Consider the following 17,498-nt stretch of genomic DNA (forward strand, 5'->3'; position numbering starts at 1 on the left):
TCCCAGAAGGTGGGGTAGACCCCGCCACCGGGGTGCCGCGTGCGGGGGGGGGGGCGGCCCCCCGCGCCCCCCCGCCAGCACCACCCGGGCCAGTTCCGGGTGCACGATGTCGCTGTGCGCCCCGTTCGGGGCGCCACCGTGACACACCACCGCACAGGTGTCGACGTTCACACAACCCGACGCCGGCAGCGGTGAGTCGAGGGCCTCGGCCAGACTCAGCTCCAGGGTGCCGGGCACCGCGCGCACCCCGTCGTGGCCCATCGCGCCCCACTTCTCACCCAGCAGCCGGTCGATGTCGAACGCGGCGAACGAACAGTCGTCGTCCGCCATCCGCGAGGCCAGCGGATAGATCGTGCCGAGCGCCGAGTCGAAGTGCGAGTAGCAGCACACCAGCGGACCGTCGACCCGGTTCTGCTGCCCCTGCAGCACACCCCCGGTGCGCGCGTCGTCCGGCAGCCGGGACGCGAACGCGTAGTGCGAGAAGGCCCCTTGGAGCAGCGTCACCGACTTGACCGAGTGCACCCCCTCGGGCAGACCCCGCAGCGCGAACGACACCAGCCGCCCGCCGAAACTGTGCCCCACGAGATGCACCCGCACCTGGGGCGCCACCCCCGCGAGCCGCCCGATCACCGGACCGAGCCCCCGCTCGCCGACCGTGCCCGCCCGCCGCTTCATCGCGTAGTACGCCGCCTGCCGCAGCAGCTCCCGCGCCCCCTTCCAGGGGTTCGGCAGCGCGAACTCCCGGGCGGTACCCGGTGGTTGGGGCGACGCGAGATGCTCCAGCGCCTGCGCGAACTGGTCGCAGACCTCGGCCGTGCAGCCGACCGCGAGCATCCGCGGCTCGTCCTGCGGCAGCCCCTCCGCCAGCGTGTCCGCGCCGAACTGCGCCTGCGGCCCGGGCGGCACCACCTCCACGAGCGTCCGCACCAGCCGCCCGAACTCCTCCAACTCGGCCTCCTGGGCAGGCTGTTGGTCCAGCATGCGGGCGATCTGGTCGATCAGCGTCGCGTTGCCCGGAAAGGCGTCGAGCAGCGCGTGCCGGGTGTCCTCGTCGAGCGCCGGAGCCGCCGTCGGCGCGGCCACGGCGGCCGGTGTGTGCGGGAAGTCCGGGACCGGCTGGTCCGGGAACTCCATCGATGGCCAGATCACGCCCACGTACCCGATGCGGGCCTTCGGCGCGAGCTTCGGAATCGGCGCGAAGAAGCGGCTGTAGAGCTTCGTGGCACCGGCACGCTGGTTGTTCCACCCGTGCGAGAACACGATCAGGTCACCGACCCCGCGCTGCCGCACCTCGCGCAGCAGGCGATCGCATTCCGCCTGGTCGACGTCCCCGTCGGCGTCGAAGGTCAGTTCCGAGTACGGGCTCACACTCATCGCCGGATCCGTCATGACCGGCCTCCTCGTCCCCCGGAGTGGCTCGATGTGGGCGCATCGTCCCGCTACCGGTGAAGATTGGCCATACGTCACGAGTCACTTGTAGAGGAGGTATTCAGTTCGAATCCCCCGGAACACCCTCAACTCCTCCTGCCACTCCGCCACCACCTCGTCTGTGCCCGCGCCCGCGTCGATCGCCGTCCGCACCCGCGCCGACCCGGTGAGGTTGTCGATCCAGTGGTCCGAGCGCCAGGCGAAGCCGCTCCAGACCTTCTTGGCGGTCACCAGCAGCGCGATCCCGGTGCGCACGGGGTCGAAAGCGGCCCGGTCGTGCACATGGAGCTGCACCCCGCCGACCGTCCTCCCCTGGAACTTGGAGAACGTCGGCGCGAAGTACGCCTCCCTGAAGTGCACACCGGGGAGGGCGAGTTGATTCACCGCCGCCGCCCAACGGCTGTCGATGCCCTCGGCGCCCAGCAGTTCGAAGGGGCGGGTGGTGCCGCGCCCCTCGGACAGGTTCGTCCCCTCGAAGAGACACGTCCCCGAGTACACGAGCGCGGTGTCCGGCGTCGGCATGTTGGGGCTCGGCGGCACCCACGGCAGCGACCAGGCGTCGTAGAACTCCGACCGCTTCCAGCCCGTCATCAGTACGGTCTCCAGTGGCACGGGTGCCTTGAGGAACTGCCCGTTGAACAACCGGGCCAGCTCCGCGACCGTCATCCCGTGTGCCTGTGCGATCGGCTGCCGGCCGACGAAGGTCGCGAACTCCCGGTGCAGGACCGGGCCTTGGGCGGTGCGGCCGGTCACCGGGTTCGGGCGGTCGAGCACGACGAAGCGTCTGCCGGCGAGCCGGGCCGCCTCCATGCAGTCGTACAGGGTCCACACGTAGGTGTAGAAGCGGGCTCCTACGTCCTGGATGTCGAAGACCACGGTGTCCACGCCGGAGGCCTTGAAGATGTCGGCGAGTGGTTGACCGCTCTTCAAGTACGTGTCGTAGACCGGGAGCTGGGTGGCCGGGTCGGTGTGGCGGCCCTCGGAGCCGCCTGCCTGCGCGGTGCCCCGGAAGCCGTGTTCGGGGCCGAAGACCGCGGTGAGGTTCACGTGGGGGTCGGCGTGCATCACGTCGACGATGTGGCGGGCGTCTCTGGTGATGCCGGTGGGGTTGGTGACGATTCCGATGCGGCGGCCGTTCAGCTGGTTGTAGTTGGTTTCAGCCAGGCGTTCGAATCCTGTACGCAAGCTGCCGGGTTTGGAGGGTGCGGGGGTGAGGGTTGCCGCCGGAGTTGCTGCCAGGAGAGCTCTTCTGGTGAGGGGCATGTCGGCACGGTATGGGCTGCCGCGTGTGAATCGTCGGCTGCGGGCCGTGTGTGGCTGGTCGCGCCGTTCCTCTCACCCCTGAACGAATCTGCCCTTCCGGTGTTACATACCGACCGGTTAGTCTGGCCGTGCAGTGGAGCCGCAGTCGAAGGAGACCGATGGTGGAAGCCGTTCAGGGTGCCGGGGTAGTCGTCACGGGGGCTGGGGGTGGCATCGGGGCCGCGCTCGCGCGGCGGTTCGCTGCCGAAGGAGCCCGGGTCGTCGTCAATGACCTGGACGGTGACCGGGCGAAAGCCGTCGCCGACGAGATCGGCGGGACCGCCGTGCCGGGGGACGCCTCCGCCGTCGTCGGTGAGGCCCGGGACGCTCTCGGTGGGACCGTCGACATCTACTGCGCCAACGCCGGAGTCGGCTCCGGTGGGTCCGAAGCCGCCGGTGAGGCGGTCTGGGCGCAGGCCTGGGACGTCAATGTCATGGCTCATGTGCGGGCCGCCGAGGCGTTGATTCCGGGATGGCTGGAGCGGGGCAGCGGGCGGTTCGTGTCCACGGTGTCGGCCGCCGGGCTGCTCACCATGATCGGGGCCGCGCCCTACAGCGTCACCAAGCACGGCGCGTACGCCTTCGCCGAGTGGCTGTCGCTGACGTACCGGCACCGGGGGATCAAGGTGCACGCCATCTGCCCGCAGGGTGTCCGCACCGACATGCTGGCCGCCACCGGCAGCGCGGGCGACCTGGTGCTGCAGCCGACCGCGATCGAGCCCGACGCCGTCGCGGAGGCGCTGATGAAGGGGATCGAGGAGGAGCGCTTCCTGATCCTGCCGCACCCCGAGGTCGCCGGGTTCTACCAGCACCGGGCCACCGAACCGGACCGCTGGCTGACCACCATGAACCACATCCAGCAGAAGTGGGAGGCCGGGGAATGACCGACTCCCGCTATGCCGCCCGCCCCTGGCTGGGGCTGCTCAACGAGGCCCAGCGCGGGCCCGTCAGCCCCGACGACTCGCTGGTGCACGCCCTGCGGCGGGTCGTCGCCGAGACGCCCGACCGCACCTTCCTCACCTACTTCGACGGCCGGCTCGGCTATCGCGAGGTCGACGAGCTGAGCGACTCCGTCGCCGGGTATCTGGCCGCGCGGGGTCTTGAGCACGGTGACCGGGTCGCCGTCCTGCTGCAGAACTCGCCGCACTTCGTCATCGCGCTGCTCGGTGCCTGGAAGGCGGGCGCGATCGTCGTGCCCGTCAACCCGATGTACAAGTCGGGCGAGGTGACCCATGTCCTGCGGGACGGCGAGGTGGCCGCGCTGATCTGCTCGGACCGCGCGTGGGAGTCGTATCTGCGCGAGACGGCGGCCGATTCGCCGGTGAGGATCGTGCTCACTGCGTGCGAGCTGGACTTCCAGAACCGGAACGACGCGCGCGTGCTCACCTTCGAGCGGCTCCCTCAGGCCTCCGATGCCGAGGACCTCGTGGCCGTCGCCCGCCAGGGCCGTCAGGCACCCGATGTCCCCGCCCCGGCGCCCGCCGACATCGCGCTGATCAGCTACACCTCGGGAACGAGCGGTGCCCCGAAGGGCGCCACCAACACCCACGGCAACATCCTCTACAACGCCGAGCGGCAACGCACCGGGCTCGGGCTGCCCGACCCGCCCGTGTACTTCGCGATGGCGCCGCTGTTCCACATCACCGGGATGGTGTGCCAGCTGGGTGCCTCGCTCGTCAGCGGGGGCTCGCTGGTGCTGGTGTACCGCTTCGAGGGCGGGGTCGTGCTCGACGCGTTCGCCGAGCACAGGCCGCACTACACGGTCGGCCCGTCCACCGCGTTCATGGCACTCGCCGCGCACCCGGACGTCACGCCGGACCACTTCGCGTCCTTCCGGAACATCTCCTCCGGCGGCGCGCCGGTACCGCCCGCCCTGGTCGAGAAGTTCCGGGCCGGCTTCGGGCCGTACATCCGCAACGGCTACGGCCTCACCGAGTGCACCGCGCCCTGCGCCTCCGTGCCGCCCCAGCTGGAGGCGCCCGTCGACCCGGCGTCCGGGACGCTGGCCGTGGGCGTGCCGGGGCCCGACACCGTCGTACGGATCGTCGACGACCAGGGTGACGAGGTTCCCTTCGGGGAGCAGGGCGAGATCGTCGTACGCGGGCCGCAGGTCGTGCCCGGGTACTGGCGGCGCCCCGAGGCCACGGCCGAGACCTTCCCGGACGGCGAACTCCGCACCGGGGACATCGGGTTCATGGACCCGCTGGGCTGGCTGTACGTCGTCGACCGCAAGAAGGACATGATCAACGCGTCCGGCTTCAAGGTGTGGCCGCGCGAGGTCGAGGACGTGCTGTACACCCACCCGGCGGTGCGCGAGGCGGCCGTCGTCGGGGTGCCCGACGGGTATCGCGGCGAGACCGTGAAGGCGTACATCAGTCTCCGTCCGGGCGCCGAAACCGACCCCGATGAATTCGCCGTGTACTGCAAGGAGAGACTGGCCGCCTACAAATACCCGCGCCAGGTGGAGATCCTGCCCGAGCTGCCGAAGACGGCAAGTGGGAAGATCCTCCGGCGGGAACTGCGTTCCCGGTCGCACGACAGCGAGTGAACACCTAGGAAAGGCAGGTGGCGGCAGTGCCCAGGACGACCGACGGAGACGGGGCTCCTGTCCCGCAGCGGCTGCTGGCCGCCGCCACCCGGCTCTTCGCCGAGCAGGGCTACGACCGCACCTCGGTGCAGGAGATCGTCGAGGCCGCGGGGGTCACCAAGGGGGCGCTCTACCACTACTTCGGCTCCAAGGACGACCTCCTGCACGAGGTGTACGCGCGCGTGCTGCGCGTCCAGATGGAGCGCCTTGAGGTGTTCGCGGGCGCGGACGAGCCGGTGGAGAAGCGGCTGCGGGCGGCGGCGGCCGACGTCGTGGTGACGACGATCGACAATCTCGACGACGCGTCGATCTTCTTCCGGTCCATGCACCATCTGAGCCCGGAGAAGAACAAGCAGGTGCGTGCCGAGCGCCGCCGCTACCACGAGCGCTTCCGCGCGCTGGTCGAGGAGGGCCAGCGTGAGGGCGTCTTCTCCACGGCGACACCGGCGGACCTCGTCGTGGACTACCACTTCGGCTCGGTCCATCACCTGTCGACCTGGTACCGGCCCGGCGGCCCGCTCAGCCCGCAGGAGGTCGCCGACCACCTCGCGGACCTGCTGATGCGGGCACTGCGGCCGTAGGCCTACGGCTCGGGAGTCGGGCCCAACCCTGCCTCCCGGGCCCAGGCCGCCGCCTCCGCGCGGTCCGCGACACCCAGTTTGGCCAGGACCGCCGACATGTGGTTGCTGACCGTCTTCGGGGACAGACCGAGGCGCGTGGCCACCGTCGAGTTGGGCTGGCCGTCGGCGATCAGGGCGAGTACGTCCCGTTCGCGCGGGGTGAGCGCCGGGCACGGGTCGGGCCGGTCCGGCGGCCTGCTGAGCTGGCCGAGCACGCGCCGGGCGACACCGGGGCCGAAGATGGCCTCACCGGCGGCCACCGCGCGGATCGCCCGGACGATCTCGTCCTGGCCCGCGCCCTTGAGGACATAGCCCAGGGCGCCCGCCCGCATCGCGGCGAACACCGAGTCGTCCTCCTCGACCATGGTGAGCATCAGCACGGCCACCCGGGGCGCCACCCGGCCGATCTCCCGGGTCGCCTCGATGCCGTTGAGATCGGGCATCCGGATGTCCATCACCACCACGTGCGGACGCAGGGTCACCGCGGCCCGTACCGCCTCCCGTCCGCTCGCCGCGACCCCGACGACCCGCACGCGCGGGGTCCCGTCCCGTACTGACTCCAGCAGCGCGGACAGCCCGGTGCGGACCACGGGATGATCGTCGGCGAGTACGACCCGCAGCACGTCCTCGTCGTCCTCTCGCCCCGTCACAGCGCCCCTCCCAGCGGCAGCGTCGCCACCACCCGCCCCCGCCCCGCCACACACCGGCCGCCCAGCTCCGCCGCGCGCTCCTGCATCGACGTGATGCCCACGCCCGGTGTCCACGCGGTCTCCTCGCCCACCGGCGAACCGTCGTCGCACACCTCCAGGCGCAGCCCGTCGCCGATCTCGATGCGCAGGTCGACACGGGAGGCACGGGCGTGCCGGGCCGCGTTGGTCAGCGCCTCGATCGCGATGCGGTACGCGGCCACCTCCACGGCGGCGGGTAGCGCCGGCAGCCGCTCGGGTGCCTGGACCCGCACCTGGAGCGGGATGCCGTCCGCGCGCCAGGACAGCCGTACCGCGCGTTCCCGCAGCGCGCCCAGCAGCCCCAACTGGTCGAGATCCGGGGGCCGTAGCCCGTCCACCAGCCGGCGCACCTCCGCGACCGCGCCCCCGACCTCGGACCGCAGCTCGGCCAGCAGCACGGCCGCCCGCTCCGGATCGAAGGCCAGCAGATTGCGCACGGCGTCCGCCTGGAAGGCCGCCCCGGCGAGGGTCGGTCCGAGCCCGTCGTGCAGATCGCGGCGGATCCGGCGCCGCTCCTCCTCGCGCGCGGCCACGATCCGCTCCCGGGAGTGCTGCAACTGCCTTGTGAGGTCGGTGGCGTGGAGTGCGGCGGCCAGCGGTACGGCGAGCAGTTCGAGTACGGCCAGGTCGGCCGGGGTGGGCTGCTGCTCGCCGGGGCGCAGTCCGATGATCAGCGCGCCGACGGTCCGGCCGTCGTAGTCGAGCGGTATGGCGTGGATCCGTTCGCCCGGTTCGCCCCAACTGCCGTCCGTCACCCCGGACTTCGACTCCACGCACGCGTAGGGCAGCCGCAGCGCCTCGCCGACCGCCTCCGGGACCCCGTCGACGCCGGTGCCGGCCAGCCGTTCGCCGATGCGGGAGACCGCGCGCACCGGGTCGTGCCGGTCGCCGTAGAGGGCGTGGTCGACCATGCGCTGGAGGAGGCGGCGGGCGGGTGCGAAGGCGAGGGCCAGGGTGACGGTGATCAACGCCGGGCCGAGGAGGGCGGGATCAGGGTTGAGGAGGGCCTGCACGGAGGTGACGAGGCCGACGTAGGTGACGATCACGCCGACCGTGAGCGTGCCGTAGAGGAGGCTGCGGGAGACGACGAGGCGGATGTCGAGGAGTTCCTCGCGGACCACGGCGATCATGATGGCGGTCGGCAGGAACAGCGTGCAGCACGAGGTGTAGACGGCCGGGAAGCCGAGGATCTGCAGGGCCACGCTCAGGGCGAGGGGCAGTATGCCCGCGATGAGCCACAGGAGTCGGCGGCGGTCCTGTTCGCCGCCGCGCCGGTAGCGCACGGCCATGACGGCGAACACGGCGGCCAGCACCAGGCAGGCCTTGGCGGTCTCGACGTCCCGCAGGAGGGGCATCCAGCCGGCCGGCACCGGGAGATAGGAGGGCTGGGCCGGTGTGCCGCGGAACAGGCCCCAGTCGTCCCGGGCCCAGATCGCGAAGTCCAGTGGGGAGGACAGGAGCTGGGCGGCCAGGGCCCAGCGCCAGCGGCGGTCGGGCAGTCGGCCGTCGGGGAACAGGAAGAACACGAGCACGAACGCCGTGGAGCTGCCGAGGATCCAGGTGTGGCGGCCGACGGTCGTCACCGCGTGCAGCAGCTCCGGCGGCCAGCCCAACCGCAGCCCCTGGACGGCCAGTCCGATCGACATGCCGGTGAAGGCGTGGCCCAGCCCGTAGGCGATCAGCAGCCAACCGATGGGGTTGCGCGGCCGGTGCAGCGCGATCACCGTGCCGCAGACCGGATAGGCGAGGCCGACCGCGAGGTCGACGACCATGTCGTAGCGGACCAGGTTCGCGACGGGGACGTCGGCCACCGCCAACGCGACCGACCCGACGGCCACTTGGAGTGCCGCCAGCCCCAACAGCGCGTACGCGGCGGCCGAGTGGGGCCGGGTGCGCCCGTCGCGGTCTTCCATGCGTCCCATCGTGGGGGCCCGGCACCCGGGTGTCATGGGAACGCTTCCCGGACCACCCGGGAGAGGTCCCCGGTGTTGCCCGGGGGCTTCCCCTCAACTCCCGGCCCCCGCCGCCGTGATGCTCGTAGCAGCGGAACGGCGGGCACACCGCCGGACCGGACGACAGGAACCAACGGGGGAAACACCATGCTGTCAACGAAGCGGCGCCTGACCGGCGTTGTCCTGGGCTCCCTGCTCGCCCTCGGCGGCACGGCCGCGGTGCCGGCCGCCGCGCAGACACCGGCACGGGCCGGGTGCGGCATCGCGGTGAACGAGCCGCACATCTACCAGCGTTGGAGCGCGCTGGGCGGGGCCGGTGGCTGGCTGGGCTGCCCGACCGGCTACACCAAGGACGTGTACCTGAACAACGTGTACGCCGGGAAGCGCCAGTACTTCCAGTACGGCACCGCCACCTGGTCCTGGCGACAGGGCTCGAACATGGTCGTCGCCGCGTGGGAGTACAACGGCTACGCCTACTTCAACTGGGGCACGACGGCCCCCGAGCACCACTACGACTCGTTCCTGGTCCGCTGGACGAGCGCCTCCGACCCCGGGGGTACCCAGCGGGAGTTCGCCGGGAGCACCTCCGGCCGGATCCGGGTGCTGGAGCGGAACACCGGCGCCTACGTCTTCACCGTCGAGGGCTGCGACATCGGCACCTTCGGTCACACCTGCCGCCAGGGCTGGACGCTGAAGGCGAGCACGCCCAACTGACCATCACCTCGGGGGAATCGGGCTGGAGGGGGTGCTCACACCCCTTCCAGCCCCTTCGTGCTTTTTTACAGGTACTTCTTCAACTCCCGCCGCGCCAGCGACCGTTGGTGCACCTCGTCCGGGCCGTCGGCCAGCATCAGGGTGCGGGCGCTCGCGTACAGCTCGGCCAGCGGGAAGTCCTGGCTCACCCCGCCCGCGCCGTGCAGCTGGATCGCCTTGTCGAGGATGCCGACCACCGTGCGGGGCGTCGCGATCTTGATGGCCTGGATCTCGGCGTGGGCACCCTTGTTGCCGACGGTGTCCATCATCCAGGCCGTCTTCAGCACCAGCAGCCGCAGTTGCTCGACGGCGACCCGGGCGTCCGCGATCCAGTTGTGGACGACGCCCTGCTGGGCCAGCGCCTTGCCGAACGCGACGCGGGATACGGCCCGTTGGCACATCAGCTCGATCGCGCGCTCGGCCATGCCGATCAGCCGCATGCAGTGGTGGATACGGCCCGGGCCGAGCCGTGCCTGGGCGATGGCGAAGCCGCCGCCCTCCTCGCCGACCAGGTTCGCCGCCGGCACGCGGGCGTGGTCGAAGATCACCTCGGCGTGGCCGCCGTGGGAGTGGTCCTCGTAGCCGAAGACCTGCATCGCCCGCTTGACCGTGACGCCCGGGGTGTCGCGTGGGACCAGGATCATCGACTGCTGGCGGCGGATGTCGGCGCCGTCCGGGTCCGTCTTGCCCATCACGATGAAGATCTTGCAGTCCGGGTTCATCGCCCCGGAGATGTACCACTTGCGGCCGGTGATGACGTAGTCGTCGCCGTCCCGCTCGATGAGGGTCGTGATGTTGGTGGCGTCCGAGGAGGCCACCTCTGGTTCCGTCATCGCGAACGCCGAGCGGATCTCGCCTGCCAGCAGCGGCTCCAGCCACTGCTTCTTCTGCTGCTCGTCGCCGAACTGGTACAGCACCTCCATGTTGCCGGTGTCCGGTGCCGCGCAGTTCAGCGCGGTGGGTGCCAAGTGCGGGGAGCGGCCGGTGATTTCGGCGAGGGGGGCGTACTCGAGGTTGGTCAGGCCCGCGCCGTACTCGGCGTCGGGGAGGAAGAGGTTCCAGAGGCCTTGGCTGCGGGCCTCCGCCTTCAACTCCGCTACTACGGCGGGGGTGTCCCAGGGGGAGGCGAGCTGTGCTCGTTGGTCCTCGGCGATCTGTTCCGCCGGGTAGACGTACTCGTCCATGAAGGCCAGGAGCTTGGCGCGCAGTTCCTCGGTGCGTGCGTCGAACGCGAAGTCCATGGTGGGTCAGCCTTCCTGAAGGGTGGTCAGGCCGTGCTCGATGAAGACGGGGACCAGTTCGCCGATGCGGTCGAAGCCGCGGCCGATCGTCTGGCCCAGGGTGTAGCGGTAGTGGATGCCCTCCAGGATCACGGCGAGCTTGAACCACGCGAACGCCGTGTACCAGGCGACCGACGACACGTCGCGCCCCGAGCGCGCGGCGTATCGCTCGATCAGCTCGGCGGGTGTCGGGTGGCCGGGGGCCGAAGCGGTCGTGGAGATGGGGGAGTTGGGCAGTTCCAGCGGGATGCTGTACATCACCAGCAGGCCCAGGTCGGTGAGCGGGTCGCCGAGTGTGGACATCTCCCAGTCGAGGATCGCCTTGATCTTGTCGTCCTTGCCGATGAGGACGTTGTCCAGGCGGTAGTCGCCGTGCACGACCGTGGGGGCGGGGGAAGTGGGGAGGCGGCGGCCGAGGGCTGCGTGCAACTCCTCCACTCCGGCCAGTTCGCGGTTGCGGGAGGCGGCCAACTGCTTGCCCCAGCGGCGGAGTTGGCGGTCCAGGAAGCCCTCGGGGCGGCCGAAGTCCGTGAGGCCGACCTCGGCGGGGTCCACCGCGTGCAACTCGACCAGGGTGTCGACCAGTTCGAGGACCGCGCCGCGCGTGCGCTCGGGGCCGAGCGGGACCAGTTCGTCGGCGGTGCGGTACGGGGTGCCCTCCACGAACTCCATGACGTAGAAGGGTGCCCCGAGTACCTCGTCGTCCTCGCAGAGGAGTACGGGGTTCGGCACCGGTACGTCGGTGGGGTGCAGGGCGCTGATCACCCGGTGTTCGCGCTTCATGTCGTGCGCGGTGGCCAGGACGTGGCCGAGCGGGGGGCGCCGTACGACCCACTTCGCGGTGCCGTCGGTGACCGCGTAGGTGAGGTTCGACCGTCCGCCCTCGATCAGCCGGCCGGACAGGGGGCCGGTGACCAGACCGGGCCGCTCGCGGTCGAGCAGACCGCGCAGCCGGTCGAGATCGAGTCCGGGCGGGTGGTCGGGGCTCATACATCACTCCTGTGAATGGACGAACGGGTCGCAGACCATCATGCCGACCGGTCGGTATGTCGTCCAGTGGGGGAGCGAAACGTGACCGGGGCCACGAGGGGTCACGTGGGGCCACGATAGGCCGACAGCTCCCCGCGCGGGGTGGCGGGGAGTTGTCGGGTGCCTTGCCCGTCGGGTCAGTGGTCGTCCCAGTGGCCGTTGTGCAGGGCGTGGCGGTGGCCGTCGTGGACGTAGTCGACGTGGTCGCCGTGCAGCACGCTCTCGTGGCCGCAGTCCTGGCCGTGCTGGTGCTCGTGCTCCTGGTGGGCGACGTGGCCGCCCGGCTCGCACTCGTCCCAGTGGCCGCCGTGCTCGCGGTGCAGGTGACCGTCGTGCGCGTAGTCGACGTGGTCGCCGTGCGGGACGGGGGCGTGACCGCAGTCCGGGCCGTGGGTGTGGGTGTGCGCGGAGTGCTCCAGGTGCAGGGTGGTCATGGTGCTCGCCTTCGGAAGTGCGGGGATGACGTCGGACAGGCTGCCATGGGAAACGCCCATATCGGGTGATCCGGGGTGCGTGGCGCCGTCGGTGGCGCCACCAGTGGTGGGTGGGGTCGAGGTCGTGGCGGTACGGCGGCCCGCCGCGGGTTGCGCCCCTCCGTCAGTTCCAAAGTGGGCGGCGTGGGGACCAGCTGAGCTGCGGGCTGCGCCGTACCGCCACGACCCGCTCCCGTTTCGTCGGCGGCTGCGGGTGCGTGGCTCCGCAACGTTCCCTCAGTCAGTACACGAGCACCGCTGCGCATACCGCCACCGCCACCGTGCACAGCACTGCCGCGGTGGCGTGTCGGGGGGCCAGGGGTGGGGGTGGTCCGCTGCCTGTTGTGAGGGTGGTGATGCGGTGGTGGGCCAGGGTCAGGAAGGCGAGCCAGAGTGTGCAGCACAGGGCGCAGATGGTGACTCCTTCTGCGCTGACCCCGCCGTGCAGTGCCGCTTTCACCGCGAGGACCGCGGCTACCGTGCTCGAGAGGGTTGTGCGGCGCCAGGCCAGGCGGGTGCGTTCGGGCTGTAGGCCCGGGTCGCGGTCCGGGGCCGGGGGTCCGGTCATCCTTCCCATCCGGCCAGTACGACTACGACCATCGCTACGGCCACGATCGCCACGGCGATGCTCAGCAGGGCCGGGAAACGGGACACCGGGAGGTCCTCGCCGCGGCGCATCGCCCGTTCGCAGCGCACCCAGTGGTTGACCGCGCGCAGTGAGCAGAGGACGCCTGCTGCGAGGAGTGCGAGGGCCAGGCCTACGCGCCAGGCCCAGCGCAGGTCCGGCAGGAACTGGTCGACCGCGAAGCCTCCGCCGATCAGTGCCAGCGCGGTGCGCAGCCAGGCCAGGAAGGTGCGCTCGTTGGCCAGCGAGAAGCGGTAGTCGGGGGTGCTGCCCTCCTCGCTGATCCCCTGGGGCGCGAACCACAGCCGGACGTTCCGTGCGAAGTCGATCACGGGAACGAGCCTATCCGGCCGTCTTTGATCGGTACTCCTTGAGTCGTTCGTAGGCCGCCAGGCCGTCCGGTACCCATTCCCAGTCGTGCAGGCGTCGGACGATCTCTCCCTCCTCCAGGAAGGCGTGCCAGTCGACCTCCTCCACCTGGGGGCTTACCGGCAGGTCGCAGCGCACCTCGTACACCGCCGACCACCAGGTCTGGCCGGCGCCGTCGTCGTACAGGAACTTGAAGAGGAAGCCGGGCTGGGGGAGGCCTGTGACGCCGAGTTCCTCTTCTGCCTCGCGCAGGGCCGCTTCGTCGTAGGACTCGCCCGCGCCGACCACTCCGCCGACGAACATGTCGTAGAGGGAGGGGAAGACGAGTTTGGTGGGGGTGCGGCGGTGGACGAAGACGCGGCCCTGGGCGTCGCGGGTCTGGACGAAGACCGCGCGGTGGCGCAGGCCCCGGGCGTAGGCCTCGCCTCGTGGGGACTGGCCGATGACCTGGTCGTGCTCGTCGACGATGTCGAGGATTTCGTCAGCTGCGCTCATGGCCCCATCCAAACAGGAGAGGGGTGGTTGTCAGCGGGGCTGGAGGTTCAGGGTCGGCTGCGGTTTCGTCGTGCCTCGCGGCATCGCGGGGTGCATGCCCAGGAGCAGGATTCCTACGACGATCCCGGCGAGGCCCACCGCCTCCCAGGCCAGCGCGCCGGTGTCGGTGCGCAACCGGTCGCCCAGGAAGCCCACTCCGCAGATGATCCCGGCCAGTGGCTGGGCCGCTGTGAGGGCGGGGAGCGACATGCGGAGGGGGGCCGTTTCGAACGCGCTCTGTACGAGGATCAGGCCGGTCACTCCGAGGGCCAGCACTCCGTACGGTTGCCAGCCGGTGACGAGTTCGGTGAGGCCGCCCTCGGTGAAACGCTGGCCGCTGACCCGGGTCAGCGCGTCCTGCACGCCGTAGAGGAGGCCGGCGGCCAGGGCCAGGAGGACCGGGCCCGCGCTGAGGCGGGAGCGTTTGGCGTACGTGGTGAGGAGGAGGGCGAGGCCTACCATCGCGCCGATGATCAGCCAGTGGCGGAAGGGGTCCGTCACCGCTGTGCCGCTGCGGGGTTCGCCCGCGACGATGAATGTGGTGACGCCGCCCGCCAGGAGCGCCAGGCCCGCCCAGCCCTGGCGGCCCAGGGGTTGTCTCGTCTGCTTGCGGGAGAGGGCGAGGGCGAAGAGGAGGTTCGTGGCGAGGAGCGGTTCGACCAGGGAGACCTCGCCCTTGCCGAGTGCTATCGCGCCCAGCACCATGCCCGCGATCATCAGGCCGATGCCGCCTAGCCAGCGCGGCACCTTCATGAGGTCGAGGAGCAGTCTCGGGGAGAGGAAGTCGCTCAGGGGTGCCTGCTGGGCCGCGTTCTGCTGGAGTACGAACCCGAAGCCGAGGCAACAGGCCGCGCTCACGGAGAGCATCAGAACCAGAACCGACACGCTGCGTACCTCGATCGTTGGGCCGGGCCACGGGGTGCGTTTGGGCGACTGTAGCGCTCCGGGGTCCGGCGTGCCCCTGGAAGTTCCCGGAAGCGGGACCGTGCTGCCATGGTCCGCCGCCGTGCGCCCGAGCGCCATGGCGTACGACACATCGGTTCCCCGTGAACGCTTGGCAGCGTACCGTCCCGGGTAGGGGTTGTGGCCACAAGTGCCTTTTGTGCAAAGGTAGTTGACAGGAGTAACGGGGGTTCGGCACTTGACGTGAAGTGTTGGCTGGGGGTTTGCTGTGCGTGATCGGCCGATAGCGCGCCGATGTCCCGCAGCGTCGCGTGAGGATCGTGAGGAATTCCCGGGTGTCACCGCCCCCGCCACCCCTCGGACGCCGCCACAAACGAGCGGCCCAGGCATTCGACGCCGCCCTCGACGACGGAGAACTCGTCGCCGCGCGCGCCGCGTTGGCCCAGGGACGCTGGCAGGCGGTGCGCGGGCTGCTCGCCCAGACGGGCGACGAGTGGGATCTGCGCGCCCACCGGGTCACCGTGCTCGCCCTGGAGTCCTACACCACCGCCTGGGCCCGTGACTGGCTGCTCGCCGAGCCCGAGTCCGCCGACGCCTCCGTGCTGCTCGCCGTCGCCCTCGTCCAGCGCGTGCTGGCCGGCAAGGAGAAGCCCGTCAGGGCCCGCGACGCCTGTCGTACGGCGGCGGCCCTCGTGCCCGCCGATCCGACGCCCTGGCTCGGACTGCTCCTCCTGGAGCACAGCCTCGGCACCGACGAGGGTGTCGTCCAGCTCTTCGACGAGGTCCGCCACCGGTACGCCGACCACCACCACGCCCACCACCTGATGGTCGCCAGGCTGGCCGAGCGCCGGGCCGCCGCAGGCCTCGACCCGCTGCACGAGGTCTACGACTTCGCCTACTGGGCCGCCGAACAGGCCCCCGCCGACTCCCCGCTCGCCATCCTGCCGGTCATCGCGCACGCCGAGCGCTACCGCGTGCTGGCCGCCGCCGGCCTGGAACCCGCCGATCCGGCCGCCTCCGGGCACTGGTCGGGACGCCGGGCCCGGCAGGTGATGAAGGCCGCCTTCGACTGGTGGCTGGAGTGGGAGCACGAGGGTCATCCGCGCCGCCTGGTCGACCTCAACTTCCTCGCCCACGCCAAGTACTGCGAGGGCCGTAGCGCCGAGGCCGCCGCCCTGTTCCACCGCATCGGGGACCACCCGACCCCGGCCCCCTGGTCCTACCCGGACCGCGACCCGCTCACCGCTTTCCGCACCGCGCGCGACCATGCGCTCGGTACGACGTAACGCCCCCGTACGGACGCATTCGTATCAACGCATTCGTATCAACGCCTTCGTAGCGACCCCGAAAGGACGTTCCCGCCATGACGACGGGCAGTTCCAGCACGAGCAGCGCCACCGCGGACGGCGGCGGCATCAGCACGTTCAGAGGGCAGGAGCGCGCCCTGCGCGCCGACCGCCTCGGCACCGGGGGCCTGCTGCTCTCCGTGCTCGCGGCGACCGCGCCCCTCATGGTGGTCGCGGGTGTCATGCCCACCACATTCGCGGTGATGGGCATCGAAGGGCAGCCGCTCCTCTTCGTCCTCCTCGGCGTCGTCCTGGTCCTCTTCAGCGTCGGCTACGCCGAGATGAGCCGGCACGTCCACAACGCGGGCGCCTTCTACGCGTACATCTCCCGCGGCCTCGGCGGCACCGCGGGCGCGAGCGCGGCCCTGGTCGCGCTGGTCGCGTACAACGCCCTCCAGGTCGGCATCTACGGCATCTTCGGCTTCGAGGTCTCCGGACTCTTCTCCACCTACGCCCACGTCCAAGTCGCCTGGTGGATACCGGCGTTGGTGGCCGTGGCCGTCGTCGGCGGGCTCGGCTGGCTGAAGATCGACGTCAACGCGCGCGTGCTCGGCGTGCTGCTGATCGTCGAGGTCGCGCTCGTCGTCATCTTCGACATCGCCGCCGTCGCCGACCCCGCCAAGGAGGGCCTGTCGCTGCACGCCTTCAACCCGGACACCCTCAGTGGCGCCGGCGTCGGCACCGCCCTCTGCTTCTGCATCGCCGCCTTCCTCGGCTTCGAACAGGCCCCGGTGTACGCCGAGGAGACCAGCCGCCCGCACATCCTGGTGCCGCGCGTGATGTTCCTGGCCGTCAGCGGCGTCGCCGTCTTCTTCGCGCTCAGCTGCTGGGCGCTCACCGTCGCGGCCGGGCCCTCCCAGATCGTCGGCGTCTCCCAGAAGCAGAGCGCCGGCCTGCTCTTCTACCTCACCGACTCCCGGCTCGGCGGCACCTTCACCGACGTGCTCCACGTCCTGTTCGTCACCGGCATGTTCGCGGCCATGCTCAGCTTCCACAACGTCGTCGCCCGCTACGCCTTCGCCATGGGCCGCGAGGGCCTGCTGCCGTCCGCCTTCGGCCGTACGACGGGCTCCAGCGGCGCTCCCGGCACCGGCTCGCTGCTGCAGACCGCCGTGTCCGCCGTGATCGTGATCGTCTTCGCGATCGCCGACGACAAGCCCACCGGCGACCCCACCGAACCGGTCCTGCACCTGTTCACCTGGTTCGGCAACATCGGCGCCCTCGGCGTGATCCTGCTGATGGCCGCCGCCTCCCTCTCGGTGATCGTCTTCTTCGCCCGCCGCGGCTCCGCCGGTGCCCAGGCCTGGCGGCTGGTCACCTCCGCGCTCTCCGGCATCGCGCTGGTCGTCATCGCCGTCTACACCGTCAAGGACTTCGACGTCCTGGTCGGCGCGGGCCCCGGCTCGTCCCTGAGCTGGATCCTGCCCGGCATCGTCGGCGTCGCCCTGCTCGTCGGCCTGGCCCAGGGCCTGTTCCTGCGCGCCCGCAACCCCGAGGCACACGCCCGCATCGGGCTCGGCAACGAGGCGTTCCAGCTGGACAAGGCGGCCACGGAGGCGCCGTAGGAAC

General features: G+C 71.0%; 17 protein-coding genes. 6 read left to right on the forward strand and 11 right to left on the reverse strand.

Translation table 11 applies throughout. The annotated features are described in order from the left end of the window. Both ACFXC1_RS24320 and ACFXC1_RS24325 read right to left on the reverse strand, forming a co-directional pair. Positions 1-1,389: hypothetical protein (locus tag ACFXC1_RS24320; protein WP_381245759.1), on the reverse strand; the 1,389-nt coding region annotated here is incomplete at its 3' end. Between the two features lie 81 nt (positions 1,390-1,470). Continuing rightward, a complete protein-coding gene (locus ACFXC1_RS24325; protein WP_381245761.1) occupies positions 1,471-2,691 on the reverse strand; it encodes an exo-beta-N-acetylmuramidase NamZ family protein in 1,221 nt (406 codons plus the stop codon). Between the two features lie 158 nt (positions 2,692-2,849). Here ACFXC1_RS24325 and ACFXC1_RS24330 point away from each other — a divergent pair, with 158 nt between their 5' ends. Genes ACFXC1_RS24330 through ACFXC1_RS24340 form a run of 3 tightly spaced genes read left to right on the forward strand, consistent with a single transcriptional unit; the run spans position 2,850 to position 5,898 of the window. Further along, a complete protein-coding gene (locus ACFXC1_RS24330; RefSeq protein ID WP_381245763.1) occupies positions 2,850-3,614 on the forward strand; it encodes an SDR family oxidoreductase in 765 nt (254 codons plus the stop codon). Continuing rightward, the gene (locus ACFXC1_RS24335; RefSeq protein WP_381245765.1) at positions 3,611-5,278 is read left to right on the forward strand and encodes a class I adenylate-forming enzyme family protein; all 1,668 of its coding nucleotides are present in this window, start codon (positions 3,611-3,613) and stop codon (positions 5,276-5,278) included. Before ACFXC1_RS24330 ends, ACFXC1_RS24335 begins: the two co-directional genes overlap by 4 nt. 26 nt (positions 5,279-5,304) lie before the next feature. Beyond that, positions 5,305-5,898: a TetR/AcrR family transcriptional regulator gene (locus tag ACFXC1_RS24340; protein ID WP_381245767.1), complete on the forward strand. Its 594-nt coding sequence runs from the start codon at positions 5,305-5,307 to the stop codon at positions 5,896-5,898. 2 nt (positions 5,899-5,900) lie between these two features. On the opposite strand, the gene ACFXC1_RS24345 is transcribed toward ACFXC1_RS24340, so the two are convergent. Together ACFXC1_RS24345 and ACFXC1_RS24350 are read right to left on the reverse strand one after the other, a co-directional pair. Then, positions 5,901-6,587 (reverse strand): response regulator transcription factor, encoded by a 687-nt coding sequence (locus ACFXC1_RS24345; protein WP_381245769.1) that lies wholly within the window; start codon positions 6,585-6,587, stop codon positions 5,901-5,903. After that, complete coding sequence (locus ACFXC1_RS24350; protein ID WP_381245770.1) at positions 6,584-8,578, reverse strand: sensor histidine kinase; 1,995 nt, start codon at positions 8,576-8,578, stop codon at positions 6,584-6,586. Before ACFXC1_RS24350 ends, ACFXC1_RS24345 begins: the two co-directional genes overlap by 4 nt. Before the next feature lie 186 nt (positions 8,579-8,764). Between ACFXC1_RS24350 and ACFXC1_RS24355 the strand changes: the two genes are divergently transcribed. Continuing rightward, positions 8,765-9,331, forward strand: coding sequence for a hypothetical protein (locus tag ACFXC1_RS24355; RefSeq protein ID WP_381245772.1), 567 nt, complete (start codon positions 8,765-8,767; stop codon positions 9,329-9,331). 65 nt (positions 9,332-9,396) lie between these two features. Here ACFXC1_RS24355 and ACFXC1_RS24360 read toward each other — a convergent pair whose 3' ends face one another. The 7 genes from ACFXC1_RS24360 to ACFXC1_RS24390 all read right to left on the reverse strand — a co-directional run bounded on the left by ACFXC1_RS24360 (position 9,397) and on the right by ACFXC1_RS24390 (position 14,565). Beyond that, positions 9,397-10,611 carry an acyl-CoA dehydrogenase family protein gene (locus ACFXC1_RS24360; protein ID WP_381245773.1) on the reverse strand — a complete coding sequence of 405 codons (1,215 nt, stop codon included), beginning with the start codon at positions 10,609-10,611 and terminating at the stop codon, positions 9,397-9,399. Between the two features lie 6 nt (positions 10,612-10,617). Then, positions 10,618-11,640: a phosphotransferase family protein gene (locus ACFXC1_RS24365; RefSeq protein ID WP_381245775.1), complete on the reverse strand. Its 1,023-nt coding sequence runs from the start codon at positions 11,638-11,640 to the stop codon at positions 10,618-10,620. A 176-nt stretch (positions 11,641-11,816) separates the two neighbouring features. After that, positions 11,817-12,113, reverse strand: coding sequence for a hypothetical protein (locus tag ACFXC1_RS24370; RefSeq protein WP_381245776.1), 297 nt, complete (start codon positions 12,111-12,113; stop codon positions 11,817-11,819). Between the two features lie 280 nt (positions 12,114-12,393). Then, the gene (locus ACFXC1_RS24375; protein ID WP_381245778.1) at positions 12,394-12,720 is read right to left on the reverse strand and encodes a DUF202 domain-containing protein; all 327 of its coding nucleotides are present in this window, start codon (positions 12,718-12,720) and stop codon (positions 12,394-12,396) included. Next, the gene (locus ACFXC1_RS24380) at positions 12,717-13,109 is read right to left on the reverse strand and encodes a YidH family protein (protein WP_381245779.1); all 393 of its coding nucleotides are present in this window, start codon (positions 13,107-13,109) and stop codon (positions 12,717-12,719) included. Before ACFXC1_RS24380 ends, ACFXC1_RS24375 begins: the two co-directional genes overlap by 4 nt. Positions 13,110-13,119: 10 nt before the next feature. After that, the gene (locus tag ACFXC1_RS24385) at positions 13,120-13,641 is read right to left on the reverse strand and encodes an NUDIX domain-containing protein (protein ID WP_381245780.1); all 522 of its coding nucleotides are present in this window, start codon (positions 13,639-13,641) and stop codon (positions 13,120-13,122) included. A gap of 30 nt (positions 13,642-13,671) precedes the next feature. Next, entirely contained in the window at positions 13,672-14,565 is an 894-nt protein-coding gene (locus ACFXC1_RS24390; protein ID WP_381245782.1) for a DMT family transporter, read from the reverse strand. Positions 14,566-14,918: 353 nt separating this feature from the next. On the opposite strand from ACFXC1_RS24390, the gene ACFXC1_RS24395 reads away from it, so the two are divergent. Both ACFXC1_RS24395 and ACFXC1_RS24400 read left to right on the forward strand, forming a co-directional pair. Beyond that, positions 14,919-15,869, forward strand: a complete 951-nt coding sequence (locus ACFXC1_RS24395; RefSeq protein WP_381245783.1) for a hypothetical protein — start codon at positions 14,919-14,921, stop codon at positions 15,867-15,869. Between the two features lie 77 nt (positions 15,870-15,946). Next, positions 15,947-17,494: an APC family permease gene (locus tag ACFXC1_RS24400; RefSeq protein WP_381245785.1), complete on the forward strand. Its 1,548-nt coding sequence runs from the start codon at positions 15,947-15,949 to the stop codon at positions 17,492-17,494. Positions 17,495-17,498: the final 4 nt, after the last annotated feature.

Origin of the sequence: Streptomyces hokutonensis (assembly GCF_042751305.1) — a bacterium.
Classification (GTDB): Bacteria; Actinomycetota; Actinomycetes; order Streptomycetales; family Streptomycetaceae; genus Streptomyces; species Streptomyces hokutonensis_A.